The sequence below is a fragment of the Nocardia sp. NPDC004415 genome, from assembly GCF_053602435.1.
In genome coordinates, this window is record NZ_JBSGDP010000006.1 from 1 (window position 1) to 16,472 (window position 16,472).

The 16,472-nt window shown below is 71.2% G+C and carries 16 protein-coding genes and 1 riboswitch; of the genes, 3 read left to right on the forward strand and 13 right to left on the reverse strand.

What is annotated here, in order from left to right; genetic code table 11:
* Nucleotides 1-40 precede the first annotated feature (40 nt).
* The 4 genes from ilvD to ACWEMY_RS04340 all read right to left on the reverse strand — a co-directional run bounded on the left by ilvD (nt 41) and on the right by ACWEMY_RS04340 (nt 3,963).
* Nucleotides 41-1,732, reverse strand: a complete 1,692-nt coding sequence (ilvD, locus tag ACWEMY_RS04325) for a dihydroxy-acid dehydratase (RefSeq protein WP_452388839.1) — start codon at nt 1,730-1,732, stop codon at nt 41-43.
* Nucleotides 1,733-1,755: 23 nt separating this feature from the next.
* Entirely contained in the window at nt 1,756-2,697 is a 942-nt protein-coding gene (locus ACWEMY_RS04330) for an antibiotic biosynthesis monooxygenase (RefSeq protein WP_452388840.1), read from the reverse strand.
* 1 nt (nt 2,698) lies between these two features.
* Nucleotides 2,699-3,265, reverse strand: a complete 567-nt coding sequence (locus ACWEMY_RS04335; RefSeq protein ID WP_452388841.1) for a nucleoside deaminase — start codon at nt 3,263-3,265, stop codon at nt 2,699-2,701.
* 89 nt (nt 3,266-3,354) lie between these two features.
* Complete coding sequence (locus tag ACWEMY_RS04340) at nt 3,355-3,963, reverse strand: TetR/AcrR family transcriptional regulator (protein ID WP_452388842.1); 609 nt, start codon at nt 3,961-3,963, stop codon at nt 3,355-3,357.
* 71 nt (nt 3,964-4,034) lie between these two features.
* Here ACWEMY_RS04340 and ACWEMY_RS04345 point away from each other — a divergent pair, with 71 nt between their 5' ends.
* Nucleotides 4,035-4,796: a 3-hydroxyacyl-CoA dehydrogenase gene (locus ACWEMY_RS04345; RefSeq protein ID WP_375927798.1), complete on the forward strand. Its 762-nt coding sequence runs from the start codon at nt 4,035-4,037 to the stop codon at nt 4,794-4,796.
* Between the two features lie 69 nt (nt 4,797-4,865).
* Here ACWEMY_RS04345 and ACWEMY_RS04350 read toward each other — a convergent pair whose 3' ends face one another.
* Entirely contained in the window at nt 4,866-5,855 is a 990-nt protein-coding gene (locus tag ACWEMY_RS04350; RefSeq protein WP_452388843.1) for an NAD(P)H-dependent flavin oxidoreductase, read from the reverse strand.
* A 193-nt stretch (nt 5,856-6,048) separates the two neighbouring features.
* Here ACWEMY_RS04350 and ACWEMY_RS04355 point away from each other — a divergent pair, with 193 nt between their 5' ends.
* A complete protein-coding gene (locus tag ACWEMY_RS04355; RefSeq protein WP_452388844.1) occupies nt 6,049-7,071 on the forward strand; it encodes an Acg family FMN-binding oxidoreductase in 1,023 nt (340 codons plus the stop codon).
* Between the two features lie 3 nt (nt 7,072-7,074).
* On the opposite strand, the gene ACWEMY_RS04360 is transcribed toward ACWEMY_RS04355, so the two are convergent.
* The 4 genes from ACWEMY_RS04360 to ACWEMY_RS04375 all read right to left on the reverse strand — a co-directional run bounded on the left by ACWEMY_RS04360 (nt 7,075) and on the right by ACWEMY_RS04375 (nt 11,601).
* Nucleotides 7,075-8,811 (reverse strand): GAF domain-containing protein, encoded by a 1,737-nt coding sequence (locus ACWEMY_RS04360; RefSeq protein WP_452388845.1) that lies wholly within the window; start codon nt 8,809-8,811, stop codon nt 7,075-7,077.
* 40 nt (nt 8,812-8,851) lie between these two features.
* On the reverse strand, nt 8,852-9,496 hold the full coding sequence (locus ACWEMY_RS04365; protein ID WP_375927790.1) for a response regulator: 645 nt from the start codon (nt 9,494-9,496) through the stop codon (nt 8,852-8,854).
* A gap of 113 nt (nt 9,497-9,609) precedes the next feature.
* Nucleotides 9,610-10,617, reverse strand: a complete 1,008-nt coding sequence (locus tag ACWEMY_RS04370; RefSeq protein WP_452388846.1) for an Acg family FMN-binding oxidoreductase — start codon at nt 10,615-10,617, stop codon at nt 9,610-9,612.
* A gap of 84 nt (nt 10,618-10,701) precedes the next feature.
* A complete protein-coding gene (locus tag ACWEMY_RS04375; protein WP_452388847.1) occupies nt 10,702-11,601 on the reverse strand; it encodes a universal stress protein in 900 nt (299 codons plus the stop codon).
* A gap of 256 nt (nt 11,602-11,857) precedes the next feature.
* Here ACWEMY_RS04375 and ACWEMY_RS04380 point away from each other — a divergent pair, with 256 nt between their 5' ends.
* A complete protein-coding gene (locus ACWEMY_RS04380; protein ID WP_452388848.1) occupies nt 11,858-12,916 on the forward strand; it encodes an MBL fold metallo-hydrolase in 1,059 nt (352 codons plus the stop codon).
* Nucleotides 12,917-12,972: 56 nt separating this feature from the next.
* Here ACWEMY_RS04380 and ACWEMY_RS04385 read toward each other — a convergent pair whose 3' ends face one another.
* From ACWEMY_RS04385 to ACWEMY_RS04400, 4 genes are all read right to left on the reverse strand, one after another.
* A complete protein-coding gene (locus ACWEMY_RS04385; RefSeq protein WP_452388849.1) occupies nt 12,973-13,788 on the reverse strand; it encodes an ABC transporter ATP-binding protein in 816 nt (271 codons plus the stop codon).
* Nucleotides 13,781-14,605: an ABC transporter permease gene (locus ACWEMY_RS04390; RefSeq protein WP_375927774.1), complete on the reverse strand. Its 825-nt coding sequence runs from the start codon at nt 14,603-14,605 to the stop codon at nt 13,781-13,783. Before ACWEMY_RS04390 ends, ACWEMY_RS04385 begins: the two co-directional genes overlap by 8 nt.
* On the reverse strand, nt 14,583-15,605 hold the full coding sequence (locus ACWEMY_RS04395) for an ABC transporter substrate-binding protein (protein ID WP_452388850.1): 1,023 nt from the start codon (nt 15,603-15,605) through the stop codon (nt 14,583-14,585). The genes ACWEMY_RS04390 and ACWEMY_RS04395 overlap by 23 nt, the downstream gene beginning before the upstream one ends.
* Complete coding sequence (locus tag ACWEMY_RS04400) at nt 15,602-16,309, reverse strand: TenA family protein (RefSeq protein WP_375927770.1); 708 nt, start codon at nt 16,307-16,309, stop codon at nt 15,602-15,604. The genes ACWEMY_RS04395 and ACWEMY_RS04400 overlap by 4 nt, the downstream gene beginning before the upstream one ends.
* Nucleotides 16,300-16,395: riboswitch (TPP riboswitch) on the reverse strand. It overlaps the preceding gene by 10 nt.
* Nucleotides 16,396-16,472: the final 77 nt, after the last annotated feature.

Here is a 16,472-nt window from a genome sequence, read left to right on the forward strand (position 1 = left end):
ACCCTGCCGATCCGCACCCTGATCGCCTCCTAGGCGCCGGTCAGGCCGTGACGGCTCCGTGCGCGGCCGAGCTGACGAGCTTGCGGTACTTGGCCAGCACACCCGAGGTGTACTTCGGCGGGAGCGGCTCGAAACCCACCGCGCGGGCGGCGAGTTCGCGCTCGTCGACCTCGACGTCGAGACGACGGCCCGCCACATCGAGGACGATCGGGTCGCCGTCGCGGACGAAGGCGATGGGCCCGCCGTCGACGGCCTCGGGCGCCACGTGTCCCACGCACAGGCCGGTGGTGCCTCCGGAGAAGCGGCCGTCGGTGAGCAACAGGACGTCCTTGCCCAGACCCGCGCCCTTGATCGCACCGGTGATGGCGAGCATCTCGCGCATGCCGGGTCCGCCCTTGGGGCCCTCGTAGCGGATGACCACCACATCGCCCGCGACGATCGTGCCGTCCTCGAGCGCGTCCATCGCGGCACGTTCGCCGTCGAACACCCGGGCGGTGCCCCGGAAGACGTCGGAGTCGAAGCCCGCGCTCTTCACCACGGCGCCCTCGGGGGCCAGCGAGCCGTGCAGGATGGTGAGGCCGCCGGTGCGGTGGATCGGGTGGTCGAGCGGCCGGATGACCTCACCGTCGAGGCCCAGCTCGATGCCTGCCAGGTTCTCGGCCATGGTCCGGCCGGTGACCGTCATGACGTCACCGTGCAGCAGCCCCGCGTCCAGCAGTGCCTTGAGCACCACGGGGATTCCGCCGACCTTGTCGACATCGTTCATGACGAAGCGCCCGAACGGCTTGAGATCACCCAGGTGCGGCACGCGTTCACCGACCCGGTTGAAGTCGGCGAGGGTCAGGTCCACCCCGGCTTCGCGGGCGATGGCCAGCAGATGCAGCACCGCGTTGGTGGACCCGCCGAGCGCCATGACGATGGTGATGGCGTTCTCGAACGCCTCCATGGTCATGATGTCGCGCGCGGTGATGCCCCGGCGCAGCAGTCCGACGACCGCCTCTCCGGACTTGCGCGCGTACTCGTCGCGGCGCCGGTCCGGGGCGGGCGGGGCGGCCGAGCCGGGCAGGCTCATGCCGAGGGCCTCGGCCACCGAGGCCATGGTGTTGGCGGTGTACATGCCGCCGCACGCGCCTTCGCCCGGGCAGATCGCGCGCTCGATCTTGTCGACCTCCTCGCGGCTGATCAGCCCCTTGAGACAGGCGCCGACGGCCTCGAACGCGTCGATGATGGTGACGTCGCGGCCGTCGACATTGCCCGGCATGATCGACCCGGCGTAGAGGAACACACTCGACAGGTCCAGGCGCGCGGCCGCCATCAGCATGCCCGGCAGGCTCTTGTCGCAGCCGGCCAGCAGCACCGAGCCGTCCAGGCGCTCGGCCATCATCACCGTTTCCACCGAGTCGGCGATGATCTCGCGGCTGACCAGCGAGAAGTGCATGCCCTCGTGACCCATCGAGATGCCGTCGGACACGGAGATGGTGCCGAATTCCAGCGGATAACCGCCCGCGGCGTGCACGCCTTCCTTGACGGCCTTGGCCAGCCGGTCCAGCGACAGATTGCAGGGGGTGATCTCGTTCCAGCTGGACGCGACGCCGATCTGCGGCTTCGCCCAGTCCTCGTCACCCATGCCGACGGCGCGCAACATGCCGCGGGCGGCCGTTTTCTCGAGTCCGTCGGTGACATCACGCGAGCGGGGCTTGATATCGACCGGCTTGTCGGTGTCGTGTGCCATCTGGTCAGCCTACGGCCGGGTGATCACGGCAGCGTCCAGAACACACGCGTCACCGCGTAGAAGAACGCGGCAGCGAGGGTCAGGAAACCGAGCGAACAGATCAGGCCGGTCACTTCGGTGCGGGGATCGTGGCGGCCGGAGGTCATCCAGAATCCCAGCGCGCGGTTGACGATCGGCATCACCACCCAGGTGAGCAGGGCGACCGAGAGGATATTGCCGACCAGCAGACTGATCCACAACGGCGCGTCCGGCCACATCTCGTCGATGGCCAGCGTCAGGATCACCACCGTCGGATACAGGCCGACCAGGACCGACAGGGCGGTTTTCCAGGCCGCGGGGCCGTTGTCCTCGGCGGCCGGACCGGGCGGAAACCACGAGCCGTAGGGATTGGTGATGCGGTGGACCTCGAAATCGCGGAAGTCCGGCGCGTCGGCCAGTAGTTCCCGGCGTTGCGGTGAATCGAGCCAGCGCTGGAGATTCTCGGCGGAGGTGAACGAATAGATGGCGGTCCATTCGTTCTGCACGCCCGGAATCGGCCGGTGCAGCGCGGACCCGCGAAAGCCGGGAAAGGTGCGTTCGGCCTCGGTCATCCGGTCCTGCCAGGCCAGGAATTCCGTTTCCCTGGCGGGCGCGACCGGATGCGAGACCACGACGGTCGCCACCGCGTCGTCGGGTTCGTCGACCAGTACGTGCTGGGTGGACGGCTGTGCGAACAACCCGCTGCCACGGGCCAGGAGTTCCTCGCGGGTGTCGGAGCCGAGCCAGTGTTTCAGGTGGTCCAGGTCGTCGAAGCGGTACACGACCGACCAGGCCGATCGCGCGTCGCCGGGCGGGGTCACCTCGGCGCCGAGGAAGCCCGGACACTGCGCGGCGGCGTCGTTGACCTGTGCCTGCCAGCGCTGGAACTCGGCCTCCCGGCCGGGTCGCAGGTGCTGGGTGATGACCACGGTCGCCGGGGCGGACATCTCAGTACGGGTGCTTGTCCGGTTTCTCGGCCCAGCTCTTGTACGCCTCGGCGCCCAGGTCCCGGCGGAACTGCTCGATCCGCACCCGCCGCTCGGCGAAGGGTTTCGTGAAGTCCTCGTACTGGTAGGCGTCGTCGAAGCCGATAGCGCTGGTGTCCTCGAGGTCGCTGGCGAAATGCACGGCGTCCAGGCGCGCCCAGTAGATCGCGCTCATACACATGGGACAGGGCGCGCCACTGACGTAGATCTCCATTCCCATCAGCATGCGCGCGCGTTCGGGGACGCTGTCGACGGAATCCGGCGGACGCGGGACCAATTCCAGGGTCGACTCGTTCTGGTGTTCTCTGGCGATGGAGGGCGACCATTCGTTGAGCACGCGCGCCGCCGATCGGATGGTCTCTATCTCGGCGTGCGCGGTGATGTCCCCGGTGAGCAGCACGCGATTCTGGCCGCGGGCGACGATCTCGCCGTCTTTCGCGATCACCGCGCCGAACGGGCCGCCCCAATCGTTCTCGACGGATTCCCTGGCCAGCCGGCAGGCTTCTTCCATCAATTCGTCCGGTGTCATCGGCTGCACCTCACGTGGTCGTCACCGAAATGCAAGGGGGCTGAACATCGAGCGTATCCCGGTGATCCGAGCCCACGCAACGCTCGCCGTCAGACCTCCCGGTCAGCCCCGGGGGTGTGGACATCGAGCCAGCGCAGCATGCGGTCGACCGCGTCGGCGGCATCACCGGACGCGCCCGATTCGGCCCATTCGGTGAGCGCGGCGAAGGTGGCCGCCTGATAGGCGGTGGCCAGGGCGCGGCAGATGGCGGCGGGGGCGCCGGGCAGGCGGCGTGCGAGATACGCGGTGAGCGTGTCGATCCAGGGCTGGTAGACCGCGGGGGCGGTGGCGGCGAGGGCGGGTTCGGCCGAGATCAGGCGCAGCCAGTCCGGAGCCAGTTCGTGGATCTGCGGATCGCGCGAGACCGACTCGACGATCGCGGCGCGGACGACGACGGCCACGGGGTCGTCGTCGCCGGCGCGGGTGAGGACCTCGCGCAGCCGGTCGGTCGCGGGGGCCACGCCGAGCCAGGCGATCTCGGCGCGGGAAGGGAAGTGGCGCAACAGCGTCCGGGTGCTGATGCCGGTCGCCTCGGCCAGGTCGTTCCAGTTCGTGGCGGCGAAGCCGCGCGCGGTCCACAGACGCAGCGCGTCGGCGGCCACCGCGCGGGTGTTCAGCACGGAGGGGCGGCCGGGGCGGCGGCGATCGGGCCGGGTCACGCCGAAAGCCAAACAGTTTTGGCGAAGTGTGTCAATATTGCGGCGGAGCAGACCCTCAGAGGAGATAGAGCATGGAATTCGTCAACGCGTCCGCCGTGGTCACCGGTGGTGCGTCGGGCCTCGGCCTGGCCACCGTGCGGGAACTGCACGCCCAGGGCGCGAAGGTCGTCATCGTCGACCTCGCCTCGTCCAACGGCGCGGCCATCGCGAAGGAACTCGGCGACGGCGTGGTCTTCGCGCCCGCGGACGTGACCGACGAGACGGCGGTGTCGGCGGCACTGGACGCGGCCGAAGCGCTGGCGCCGCTGCGGATCACGGTGAACTGCGCCGGGATCGGCAATGCGATCAAGACGGTCGGCAAGAAGGGGGCGTTCCCGCTGGCCGACTTCACCAAGGTCGTCAACGTCAACCTGTTCGGCACGTTCAATGTGATCCGGCTGGCCGCCGAGCGGATGGCGGCCACCGAGCCGGTGGGCGAGGAGCGCGGCGTCATCGTCAACACCGCCTCCGTCGCCGCCTTCGACGGGCAGATCGGCCAGGCCGCGTACTCCGCGTCCAAGGGTGGCATCGTCGGCATGACCCTGCCGATCGCCCGCGACCTGGCGAGCTTCAAGATCCGGGTGGTCACCATCGCACCCGGCCTGTTCCGCACGCCGCTGTTCGAGACCCTGCCCGAGGAGGCGCTGCAGTCGCTCGGCGCGCAGGTGCCGCATCCGTCGCGGCTGGGTCAGCCGACCGAATTCGCCGCGCTGGCCCGCCACATCGTGGAGAACCCGATGCTCAACGGCGAGACCATCCGCCTCGACGGCGCCATCCGCATGGCGCCGCGCTGAGCCTGCCGACACGCCGAGACCGGCCCGAAGCGAGTGCTTCGGGCCGGTCTCGTGCCGTCGGGGCCGGTGTCAGCGCACGGGCAGGGCGGCGGGCTGGTCGAGAACCGCGGCGAGGTCGCGGCGGGCCAGGTCGTACTGCTCGGTCAGGGTGGCGACGAGTTCGGCGGTGCCGCGGCCCGCGGTGATCGCGCCGATGCCCTGGCCGGCGCCCCAGACATCCTTCCAGGCCTTGGCGTCGGTGCTGGAACCGAAATTCATCTGGGAGGGATCGGATTCCGGCAGGTTGTCGGGGTCCAGGCCCGCGGCGACGATGCTGCCGCGCAGGTAGTTGCCGTGCACGCCGGTGAACAGGTTGCTGTAGACGATGTCGGCGGCGGCGGAGTCCACGATCATCTGCCGGTACCCGTCGACGACATTGGCCTCGGTGGTCGACAGGAAGGCCGAGCCGACGTAGGCGAGGTCGGCGCCCGCGGCCTGGGCGGCCAGGATCGAGCGGCCGTGCGCGATCGCGCCCGAGAGCAGCAGCGGGCCGTCGAACCAGGCGCGGATCTCCTGGACGAGCGCGAAGGGGGACTGGGTGCCCGCGTGCCCGCCCGCGCCCGCGGCGACCGCGATCAGACCGTCGGCGCCCTTCTCGATCGCCTTGCGCGCGAAGCGGTCGTTGATCACGTCGTGCAGGACGATGCCGCCGTAGGAGTGCACCGCCTCGTTGATCTCCTCGCGCGCGCCCAGGGAGGTGATCACGATCGGCACCTTGTGCTCCACGATGACCGCCATGTCGGCTTCGAGGCGGTCGTTGGAGCGGTGCACGATCTGGTTCACCGCGAACGGCGCCACGATCGCCTCCGGATGGGCCGCCTGGTAGGCGGCGTTCTCCTCGGTGATGCGGCTGAGCCAGTCGGTGAGCAGGGCGGCCGGGCGCGCGTTGAGCGCCGGGAACGAGCCGACGATGCCGGCCTGGCACTGGGCGATGACGAGCTCGGGACCCGAGGCGATGAACATCGGCGACGCGACGACGGGCAGGGCCAGGCGGCTGGACAGCCAGGTCGGCAGGGCCATGGGGTACCTCCGGGAGGGTCGAGCGGCGCGTGGCCGCGGCAAGGCGATGCTGCCGACCGTATTGCGCGCCGCCGCCCTATGCAACGAGTTGCATAAAAACGTGTCGACGATCACGGGGCCGGTGACCATCGGCCCGCGATCCGGGGCCCAAGGGCCGTTCGCACCGGGCCCGCCGGGGGAGAAGACTCGGATCATGACCGACAGCAAAGCCACCAGGGCGATCCTGGCACCGGATCTGTCGACGATCAGGGCGGCGCTGGAGCGAGCCAGCCGCGCGCCCTCGATCCACAATTCCCAGCCGTGGCGCTGGGAATTCGACGGAACCCACCTCTACCTCTACCGCGACGACCACCGGCAGCTGACCGCCGCCGACCCGACCGGACGGCAGCTGGTGATCAGCTGCGGTGCCGTACTGCACCACCTGCGCACCGTGCTGGCCGCCGACGGCTGGCGCACCGACCTCGACCGGCTCCCCGATCCCGGCCGACCCGACCTGCTGGCCCGCTTGGACTTCCGGCCCTGGGCCGATCCGCCCGAGGGCGTACGCGCCCGCGCGGCGGCGATCGAGCGCAGGCGCACCGACCGTCTCCCGCTGCTGACCCCCACCGGCTTCGGCGAGGTGTGCCGCGCCGCGCGCATGCTGGCGAGCCCGCACCGGATCGAGCTGGACGTGCTGTCCGGGCAGGCGCGGCCGGTGCTGGCCGAATCCTCGCGCGAAGCCGACGCCAAACGACGCTACGACATGGGCTATCAGGCCGAACTGCGCTGGTGGGCCGGACATTCGGCCGACACCGAGGGCGTTCCCGGCACCGCGCTGCTCGCCGCGGACGAGACCGCGCAGGTCCCGATCGCCCGCGCCTTTCCCACCGCGCCGGTGTCCGCGCGCCGCGGCGGTCTCGAGGATCGGGCCGAGCTGGTGGTCCTGAGCTCCGCGGGGAACGGCCCGGCCGACTGGCTGCACGTCGGCGAGGCGCTGTCGGCGGTGCTGCTGGAGTTCACCCGTGCGGGCGCGGCCACCTGCGCTCTCACCCACATCACCGAACTGCCCGGCGCGCGTACCGCACTGGAGACGATGGTCGACGGCCACGGGGTGCCGCAGGTGCTGGTCCGGGTCGGTGCCGCGCCGGCCGGTGACGTGCCCGGCCCGCCGACCGCGCGCAGGCCCGTCGACGAGATCCTGACCGTCCGCCCGGACACGGCCGCGGCCGTGGGCTGACGGTCAGGCCAGCGGGGCCGACCAGCGCAGGGTCGTGCCGCCCTGCTCCCGCGGCCCGACGTGGAATGTGCCACCCACCTCGGCGGCACGGGCCGCGAGATTGGCCAGCCCCCGGCGGTGCGTGGTCTCGGCCGGGATGCCGATCCCGTCGTCGGAGACCTCGATCGTGACGTCGTCGCGCACCGTCAGTTCCACCGCGACGGTGCTCGCCCGCGCGTGATGCACCGCGTTGCTCAGCGCCTCGCGCAGCACGGCTTCCACGTGGTCGGTCAGCGGTGGCTCGAGCACGGTGACCGGGCCCGCCAGGCGCACGGTGGTGCGCACGCCGCTGTCGGCGGTCATCCCGGTGATGATGTCGTGCAGGCGCTTACGGTAGGTCGCCGAGTCGGTGGTGGTGTTGGACTGCAGGTCGAAGATCGAGTGGCGGATGTCGCCGACGATGGCCTGGATGTCGTCGATGGTGTCCTCGAGCCGGTTGCGCACCTCGCCGCTCCTGGCGCGCTGCATGGTCGCGTGCAGGGACAGGCCGACGGCGAACAGGCGCTGGATCACGTGATCGTGCAGCCCGCGCGCGATCCGGTCGCGGTCGGCGAAGACGTCGAGTTCGCGCATCCGGCGCTGGGTGTCGGCCAGTTGCAGGGCCACCGCGGCCTGATCGGCGTAGGTGGACAGCAGGGCCTGATCGGACTCGCCGGGCAGCACGGCACCGGCGGGGAAGACCGAGGTCAGTACGCCGGTGACGATGCCGTGCGCGCGCAGCGGCAGGGTAAGGACCGGTCCGAAGCGGTCGGTCGAGACCAGGATCGGGATGTCGGCCGGGGAATGCGTGGTGACCGCGCGCCCGGAATGGAAGGCCTCGCCGGTGTGCCGGTCGGCCAGGGGGAGCGGGGTGCCGATCAGGCGCTCGGCGTCGGCACCGGCCGCGGCGACCACCACCAGTTCACCGATCTCCTCGGGCGGCACATCCGGGTCCTCGGGCAGCGCGAGAAAAGTGCAGGCCGAGCCGGTGAGCGCCTGGCCGCGTTCGGCGGCCAGGCGCAGCACCTCGGCGGACGGGCTGCCCGCCAGCAGTTCGGTCGCGACATCGCGGATGGCCTCCAGCCACTGCTGGCGCACCCGCGACTGCTCGTAGAGGCGGGCGTTCTCGATGGCGATCCCCGCCGCCGCGGCCAGTGCCTGCACCACCACCTCGTCGTCCTCGGTGAACTCCTGCCCGCCTGCCTTCTCGGTGAGATACAGGTTGCCGAAGATCTCCTCGCGCACCTGAACCGGCACCCCGAGGAAGGTCCGCATGGGCGGGTGATGGTCGGGAAACCCCACCGACGACGGGTGCCGGGACAGGTCGGTCAGCCGCAGCGGGCGCGGGTCGGCGAAGAACAGCCCGAGCACGCCGTGCCCGCGCGGCAGGTCCCCGATCAGCACCCGGGTCCGGTCGTCGATGCCCTCGTAGACGAATTCGGAGAGCTGGTCGCTGGTCTTGTCGGCGCTGCGCACACCGAGCGCGCCGTAGCGGGCGTCGACGAGTTCGATGGCGGTGTGCACGATGGTGCGCAGGGTGTTGTCCAGATCCAGGCCCGCGGTCACCACCAGCATGGCCTCCATCAACCGGTCCATCCGGTCACGGACGTCGACGATCTGGGCGATCCGGTCCTGCACCTCGCCGAGCAGCTCGCGCAATCGCAATTGGGACAGGGTTCGGGCGACCGGTGGCAGGCCGCCGACCCCCGGCGCTTCGTCCATACCGGGATTCTCGCACGTCCGGGTGGTGGGCATCGTGAGGTCAGCGCCGCCGCGACGGGTCGAGATCGGCGGCCATCACCGCGGCCTGGGTGCGCCGCTGCACGCCGAGCTTGGTCAGCAGCCGGGACACGTAGTTCTTGACGGTCTTCTCGGCGAGGAACATCCGCGCGGCGATCTGGCGATTGGTCAGGCCCTCGCCGAGCAGGGCCAGCAGGGTGCGTTCCTGATCGGTCAGGGTGGACAGCGGGCCGGTCTTCTCCTCGGCCTCGGCGCGCAGTTTGGCCATCAGCGCGGCCGCGGCGCGATTGTCCAGCAGCGACTTGCCCGCGCCGACCTCGCGCACGGCATCGATGAGCTCGAGGCTCCGGATGTCTTTGACCACATAGCCGCTCGCTCCGGCGAGGATGGCGTCGAGCATGGCCTGCTCGTCGGTGAACGAGGTGAGGATCAGGCAGCGCAGCGTGGGTTCGGCCGAGAGCAGTTCACGGCACAGTTCGATCCCGCTGCCGTCGGGTAGCCGCACGTCGAGCACCGCCACCTCGGGACGCAGGGCGGGGATGCGGGCCAGGGCCTGCGCGCAGGTGCCCGCCTCGCCGATCACCTCGAGGTCTGGCTCGAGCGCGATCAGATCGGCGACGCCGCGCCGGACGATCTCGTGGTCGTCGACCAGGAATACCGTGGTCATCGCGAGTCCTCCTCGGTGTTCGGCGCCGGTGTCTCCATTGTCCGCCGCGGGCGGCCGGTGGGCGTCCTCGTACGAGTCTGGTCGCCGGTACCCGTGACGGGGAGGGGCGAAGGTCACCCGGAGACGGGACCAGTGGCCCCCGACGGGCGTTCGCGCAGGACATCGGTGAGCGGGCGGCGCGGGGTGGGAGCCGGCCTGGCCGGATCGGGGGCGGAGCCGACCCGCACCACGACCTGCGGGACGCCGGGGTGCCCGATCATGCTGCCGAGCAGGCGGCGCGCGGCGACCAGTTCGGTGACGTGGGTCAGCGGACAGGTGGCCAGGCCGTCGGCGGTGCAGGCGAGCAGCATCGCGGACAGCGCCTCCCCGGTGCGCAGCCAGCTCATCGGGGACTCGTCGGTCGCGGTGAGCACCGTGAGTCGGGCACGGTCGTGCAGCTCGCCGCGCCGCGCCGAGGGGCCTGCGGCGGGGAAGTCCCTGGCCACCCCTACACGGGCGCGTTCGGAGTCGGAGACCACCGCGGTGGGCGGGATGCCTTCCCTGGCCCCGGGATGCCCGGTCCACCAGCCGATCTCGGCCTGGTACTGCGGATCGTAGGCGCGCAGCGAGGCGGTCTGCTCGGAGGCGAGGGCCAGGCGCGGGCGGGCGTCCTCGGGCAGGACGTCGAGAGTGAGCCCATGCGGGGTGACGACCTCGTCGAGCGCGCGGCGGACCGAGGCCCAGCCGGTGGGTTCGGTCATCGGGAGCCGGTCGGTGTAGCGGTGGGCGATCGCCTCGGCGCGGCGGAACAGATCCACCGGTGGGTCCGGCCACGGCCGGAAGGTGAGGGCGGCCAGCAGATCCGGCCGGGCGGGGTCGGGCAGGCGGTCGGCCTCGGCGTGCACGCAGTGCGCCGCGAAGGCCGTGCGCACGTGGTCGAGCACCGCGCCGCAGCTGATCACCGCCTGGCGTCCGTGCGGATCGGCCGCCCCCAGCAGCCGGTCGGGGTCGCGCAGCAGCTGCAACCGGTCACCGTCGAGGACCCACCGCCACGGCTGGGTGTTGTGCACCGACGGTGCCCGGCAGCCGAGCTCGACGGCCGCGCGGATCGTGGACAGCCCGGGAACCGGATCCTCGCTCATACCAGTCAGTGTGCTCCTCCGATCGGGTGTGCCGAGACGGTCTTCGCGCCCTTGTTCCGGGGACCGAGTGCCCTGGCGGCGAGGTCAGCCGGGATGCACGACCATGACCGGGCATTCGGCGTGCTGGACGAGCCAGTTGCTGGTGGACCCGAGCAGCAGCCCGCGGAACCCACCGCGGCCGCGACTGCCGACGACGAGCAACTGCGCCGTCCGCGACCAGTGCGCCAGCCGTTCCCTGGGCCCGAACACCTCGACCTCGCGTCGCACCGGCACGTCCGGGAACTGCTCGGTCCACCCGGCGAGCCGTTCGGCCAGCAGTGCCTCCTCGGCGACGGCCAGGTCCGCGATCGGCAGTTCGAGATAGCCGGTTCCGGCGAACTGCCCGCGCGACAGATCGCTCCACGCGTGCACGGCCACCAGCTCGGCCCCGCGCTGGGCGGCCTCGGCGAACGCGGCACCGATGGCGGGCTCGCCGACATCGCTGCCGTCGACACCCACCACCACGGGCCCGTCGCGTCCGGGATCGGGCCCGCGCACGATGACCACGGCGCCGTGCGCGTGCGCGGTCACCGCGAGCAGCGTCGAACCGAGGTGGGCGAGTGTGCCCGCCGAGTCGCGCACGCCGAGGACCACCAGGTGCGCGTGCGCGGAGGCGGCGACGAGCGTGCGGGCGGGATGCCCGGCGGCGAGTTCGGTGGTGACCGTCAGGCCCGGTGCGGCGGCGAGCGCGTCGTCGCGAGCGGTGGCCAGGATGCGCTCGGCGGCCAGGTGGATGTCCTGCATGGTGGCGTAGATGAAGGCGTCGTAGGCGCTGCGCGGGGTCCGGTCGGCGATCGGATCGGTGCAGTGCACGAGGTGCAGGGCGCGGTCGCGGTCCGCGGCGACGCGGGCGGCCCACCGCACGGCCGTGGTCGATCCGTCCGAGCCGTCGATCCCGACGACGATCGCGTCCGCGCCGTGCGGACTGTCACTGTGCTGTGTCATGTCCGTTCCCCTCGGTCGGTGACGGTGTGCCTCCACCGTGCCACGCGGCACCGGTCGGGCGCGACGGTCACGGTTCGCCGCGGTCTCGTCGGGCTCCGGAATTCGCACTCTACGGCCGGTGGCCGGGCGATTTCGGGACCCGGACGCGGGTCGCGTGTCCCCGGGCCGGAATCCGGAATTCCCTGTCGGACGGCCGGGTCCGTGGTCTAGTACCCGTATGTGCGGTGCGGCGCGGCGGTTGGTGAGCAGGCGGGGAATGCTGAGTGGAATGCTCGGCGGCGGTGCCTTGGTGGCGCTGAGCGCGGCCACCGCGTCGGGAACACCCGCCGACGCACGCACGATCGCCGCCCGGCAGCGCTTCTTCGGCACCGACATCGTGGACGCGGCCACCGGCGAGGTGCGCCCGGACCGGGTGGTGCTGTCGTGGGTGGGGTGCGCGACCTACGCGGTGGCGTTCGCGGGCACGGTGCTGCTGCTCGACGCGTGGGTGCCCCGATTGAGCAGTGCGGGGTATGTGCCCGCGACCGCGCAGGATCTGGCGGATCTGCGGCCCGCCGCGATCCTGATCGGGCACGGGCACTTCGACCACGCCGGCGACGCGGGCCGGATCGCGCAGGCGAGCGGCGCGGTGGTGCACGGGACGGCCGAGCACTGCGCGACCATCCGCGCCCAGGTCCCGGACCCGGGGTTCGGCACGGTGGCGCTCGGTGACGCGGCCACCGCGCCGGGCAGCGTCCACGAGTTCCGCGTCGGCGACATCGCGGTGACCGCGGTCCGGCACCTGCATTCGGGCCCGACCGCGCCCGACCCCGTGCAGGGCTCGGCACCGTTCTTCCCGGTGCCGGACCTGTGCGCCATCGCCCAGCACCCACCCACCCTCGACGATCTGCGCGTCGGGCTGCCACGACTGCGCGACGAGGAAGGCGGCTGCCTGCTGTACCAGCTGCGCACCCCCGGATTCTCGCTGGTCTGGCACGATTCGGCCGGACCGCTCCTCGAGAAGGCGCCCCAGGTGTTCGACGTCTTCGCCGGCCTCGCGCCCACCGATCTCCAGATCGGCGCCATCCAGGGTTTCAACCAGCTCACCAACGGCCTGCGCGACCCCCGCACCTACATCGAGGCCCTGCGCCCCCGCCTGTTCGTCCCGGCCCACCACGACAACTGGCTCCCCGGCTTCACCGCCCCCGCCGCCACCTACACCGCCACCCTCCACGCCGAACTCGACCGCATCCCCGCCGCCCACCGCCCGGAACTACGTTCCCTGCTCGACCCGACGGACTACATCGCTCCCGCCCGCCTGACTTTCCAGATCTGAGCACCCCGACGACGGGGCTGTTCTCGACACGCTGGAGCCCGCGCCGGTGCGGTGACTCAGCGGCGCGGGGCCGGGGGTTGCTGCTGGGTGAGTGCGCGGCGGGATTCCTCGTGCAGGATCTCGAGGAGTTGTTCCTCGAGCGCGACGAATTCCGGGGTGGTGATCAGCGACAGGTCGCGGGGGCGGGGGAGGTCTACGCGCAGTTCGTGGCGGACGGTCGCGGGGCGCGCGGACAGGACGACGACGCGGTCGGACAGGTAGACGGCCTCGCGGATGTCGTGGGTGATCATCAGGACCGTCCAGCGGTAGCGCTGCCACACGTCCTGTAGCCAGGACTGCATCTCGGTGCGGGTCAGTGAGTCCAGGGCGCCGAACGGTTCGTCGAGCAGCAGCAGTTCGCGTTCCTGGACGACGGTGCGCAGCATGGCCGCTCGCTGCCGCATCCCGCCGGAGAGCTGCTCGGGCCGGGCGTCCTCGAATCCGGCCAGGCCGAAGGCGGGGAACAACTCGCGGGCGCGGCGGCGGGCCTCGGCCTTCGGCACGCCCTGCACCCGCAGGCCCAGGACGGTGTTGTCCAGGACCGAACGCCAGGGGAACAGCAGGTCTTTCTGCGGCATGTAGGCGCAGTGGGCGCCGGTGCCGGGACCGTGGAACCGGATGCTGCCGGAATCCGGCGACTCGAGACCGGCCAGCATATTGAACACCGTGCTCTTGCCGCTGCCGCTGGGCCCGATCACCGTGACGAACTCGCCCGCGCGCACGCTGAACGACACCCCGGCCAGCACCTCGAGCCGCTCGCCACCCCTGCCCTCCTGCGGGAACGACTTGGTCAGACGGTCGACGACGATGCGGTCGTCTCCGGCGTCAGTCATGCCTGCTCCTGTTCTGCGCCCGCGACCACGGCGCGACGAGGCGCTCGATCGCGAAGGTCGCCAGGTAGAGCGCGATACTGAGCAGCGCCGTCACCAGGACCGCGGCCAGGACCAGGTCGGTGCGGAAGGAGTTCTTCTGCAGGCTCATGTAGATGCCGAGACCGACGCTGGCGCCGACGTACTCGGCGAACACCGCGCCCACCACCGCATAGGTGATCCCGATGCGCAACGCGGTGAAGAACCGGGGGATCGCCGAGGGCAGCCGCACATACCGGAACACCTGCACCCGCGAGGCGCCCATGCTCCGCAGCAGCGCGCCCGCCTCGCGATCGGCCGCGGCGAACCCCTCGATCAGCCCGATGGCCATGGGGAAGAAGGTGACCAGCGAGACCACCAGGATCTTCGGCAGCAGCCCGAAACCGAACCAGATGATCATCAGCGGCGCGATCGCGATGATCGGCACCGTCTGTGAGGCCACGAACAACGGCACCAGCGCCCGCCGCAGCCACGGCGAGAAGTCCACGACGATCGCCAGCACCCAGGCCAGCGTCAGCGAGACCGCGAACCCGAGCAGGGTGACCTGCAGGGTGGCGGCCGCGTGCGTGGCGATGTCGTCGCGATGAGCCCAGCCCTGCTCGGCCACGCGCATCGGCGAGGGCAGCACCTGTGGACGGATCCCGCTGCTGGTGACGTAGACCTGCCAGAGCACGACCAGCGCCGCCACCGTGAGCAGTGACGGCAGCGCCCACCGCAGACCCGCCCACGCGGACCGGGGCCGCGGCTTCGCGTGCGGGTCAGGCGGTGCCGAGGTACTCATCGGTGAAGTACGTCGACCAGTCCGGCTCGGTGGTCAGCGGTTTGCCGTCGGGACCGGTGAGCAGCCCGCTGCGGTAGAGGAACCCGGAATTGGCCGCCCACTGCTGCACGGTCTGCGTGCCGACCTTGCCGTCGGCGTCCTTCATGAACTGCTCGGCCAGCATGCGCTGGCTCTCGAAGACCAGTTTCTCGTCGGTGAACGCGCCGGGGTTGGCGTCCAGGAGATCCTGGGCGGCCTGGTCCGGGTTGTCGGCGGCGAACTGGTAGCCGCGCTGCAGTGCCTGCACGAACTTCGCGGCGCGCTCGGGATTCTCGGCCAGCCAGCCCTCGTTGGCGTCGATCACGATGGCGTAGGAGTCCGGGAAACCGAAGTCGGTGTAGCGGAAGTACCGCATCGGGGTGCCGTGGTGTTCGGCCTCGATGCCCTCCCACGCCAGGTAGGAGACGGTGAAGTCGGCCTTGCCCGAGTAGACGGCCTCGTACGCCGACGAGCCCAGCGTCACCGAGGTGAAATCGCCGGTGCCACCGGCATTGCGGATGACCTGCTGCAGCGCCTCCCGCTCGCCCGGGTCGCCGAACCCGGCGTAGGTCTTGCCGTCGAGATCCTTCGGGCTCGCCAGGTCGGCGCGGTCGGCGCGCACGCCGATTCCGGTGGCCCAGTGCTGCAGCGGCGCGAGCACCGAACGGACCTGCGCGCCCGAGGCGCGCGCGAAGGTCGACGAATTGTGGGTGCTGATGCCGAACTCCGCGTTCCCGGCATCGATCACGGTGTCGACGGCGGTGTTGTTGTACGGCAGGACCTCCACGTCCAGGCCAGCGTCGGCGAAATAGCCGCGCTGCAGGGCCACATAGAGGCCGGTGTGGTTGGTGTTCGGTGTCCAGTCCAGCGCGAAGCGGATGGTGTCGCCGGACCCGCTGCCCGATCCGCAGGCGGTGAGCACCGAGACGACGGCAACCGAGGCGAGCACGGCCGCGAGCGCGCGGCGCAGACGGGCGCTCATCCGGCGGGCCAGGGCTGCGGGTGCAGGGCGGTGTCCCAGAACAGCAGTTCGTAGCGCACCGCGAGGGTGAAGGCCGTGGCCATCGCCGCCCGCTCGCGCGGACCGGCCGACTCGGCCGCCGCGTCCACCAGCGCGCGGGCGGTGGCCGCGGACTGCTGGAACTCCTCGGCGCCGTAGGTGGTGACCCACTGCGCGTACGGGTGCGCGGGATCGGCGGCGATCACCTGCGCGGCGCTCGCGGCCAGCTCCCGGCCCACCTCGGCGTAGATCCAGAAGCAGGGCAGGGCCGCCGCGGCGGCGACGGCGTAGGAGTCGGTCGCGGCGGTGGCGATCAGGAAGGAGACATAGGCCAGGCAGGTCGGCGTGTGTTCCGGTTCGCCCTCGCGCGGCGGCAGCACGCCGCCGGTGAGCAGCTGGTCGTGCATGGCCGATTCGACGGTGGCCGCGGTCGCCGAGGAGTTCGCCCAGAAGGCCGCGGTCTGCGGGTCGGGCGACTTGGCGGCCAGCAGGGCCAGCGCCTTGGCGTAGCCGGTGAGGTACAGCGAATCCTGCTCGATGTAGACGCGGAAGGCGTCGAGCGGCAGGGTGCCGTCACCGAGACGGCGCAGGAATTCCAGATCGTCGATCGCGGTGCGCAGCGCTGTCGTCTGCTCCCAGAGCTCGTCGGTGAATCTCTGTGTGGTGGTGGTGTGGGCGCGCAACACCGTGACATCCCTTCGTCAGCATTACCTGAACAGGTTCCCGGGTCTGTTCTCAGCCTTGCGGTCGCAAAGCACCCCGTGTCAGAACTCGACCGACCCTAGCAGCGACCGCCGACAAGCGGGGAATGCCGTTCGGCGGCCGGTCACCGCGGCCGGGGCCCACGGA

Coding starts and splice junctions, on each gene's coding strand:
- ACWEMY_RS04345 (WP_375927798.1), top strand. CDS start 4,035: ATGGAATTCGTCAACGCGTCCGCCGTGGTCACCGGTGGTGCGTCGGGC.
- ACWEMY_RS04375 (WP_452388847.1), bottom strand. CDS start 11,601: ATGACACAGCACAGTGACAGTCCGCACGGCGCGGACGCGATCGTCGTC.
- ACWEMY_RS04385 (WP_452388849.1), bottom strand. CDS start 13,788: ATGACTGACGCCGGAGACGACCGCATCGTCGTCGACCGTCTGACCAAG.
- ACWEMY_RS04355 (WP_452388844.1), top strand. CDS start 6,049: ATGACCGACAGCAAAGCCACCAGGGCGATCCTGGCACCGGATCTGTCG.
- ACWEMY_RS04395 (WP_452388850.1), bottom strand. CDS start 15,605: ATGAGCGCCCGTCTGCGCCGCGCGCTCGCGGCCGTGCTCGCCTCGGTT.
- ACWEMY_RS04350 (WP_452388843.1), bottom strand. CDS start 5,855: ATGGCCCTGCCGACCTGGCTGTCCAGCCGCCTGGCCCTGCCCGTCGTC.
- ACWEMY_RS04335 (WP_452388841.1), bottom strand. CDS start 3,265: ATGACACCGGACGAATTGATGGAAGAAGCCTGCCGGCTGGCCAGGGAA.
- ACWEMY_RS04380 (WP_452388848.1), top strand. CDS start 11,858: ATGCTGAGTGGAATGCTCGGCGGCGGTGCCTTGGTGGCGCTGAGCGCG.
- ACWEMY_RS04365 (WP_375927790.1), bottom strand. CDS start 9,496: ATGACCACGGTATTCCTGGTCGACGACCACGAGATCGTCCGGCGCGGC.
- ACWEMY_RS04390 (WP_375927774.1), bottom strand. CDS start 14,605: ATGAGTACCTCGGCACCGCCTGACCCGCACGCGAAGCCGCGGCCCCGG.
- ilvD (WP_452388839.1), bottom strand. CDS start 1,732: ATGGCACACGACACCGACAAGCCGGTCGATATCAAGCCCCGCTCGCGT.
- ACWEMY_RS04360 (WP_452388845.1), bottom strand. CDS start 8,811: ATGGACGAAGCGCCGGGGGTCGGCGGCCTGCCACCGGTCGCCCGAACC.
- ACWEMY_RS04370 (WP_452388846.1), bottom strand. CDS start 10,617: ATGAGCGAGGATCCGGTTCCCGGGCTGTCCACGATCCGCGCGGCCGTC.
- ACWEMY_RS04330 (WP_452388840.1), bottom strand. CDS start 2,697: ATGTCCGCCCCGGCGACCGTGGTCATCACCCAGCACCTGCGACCCGGC.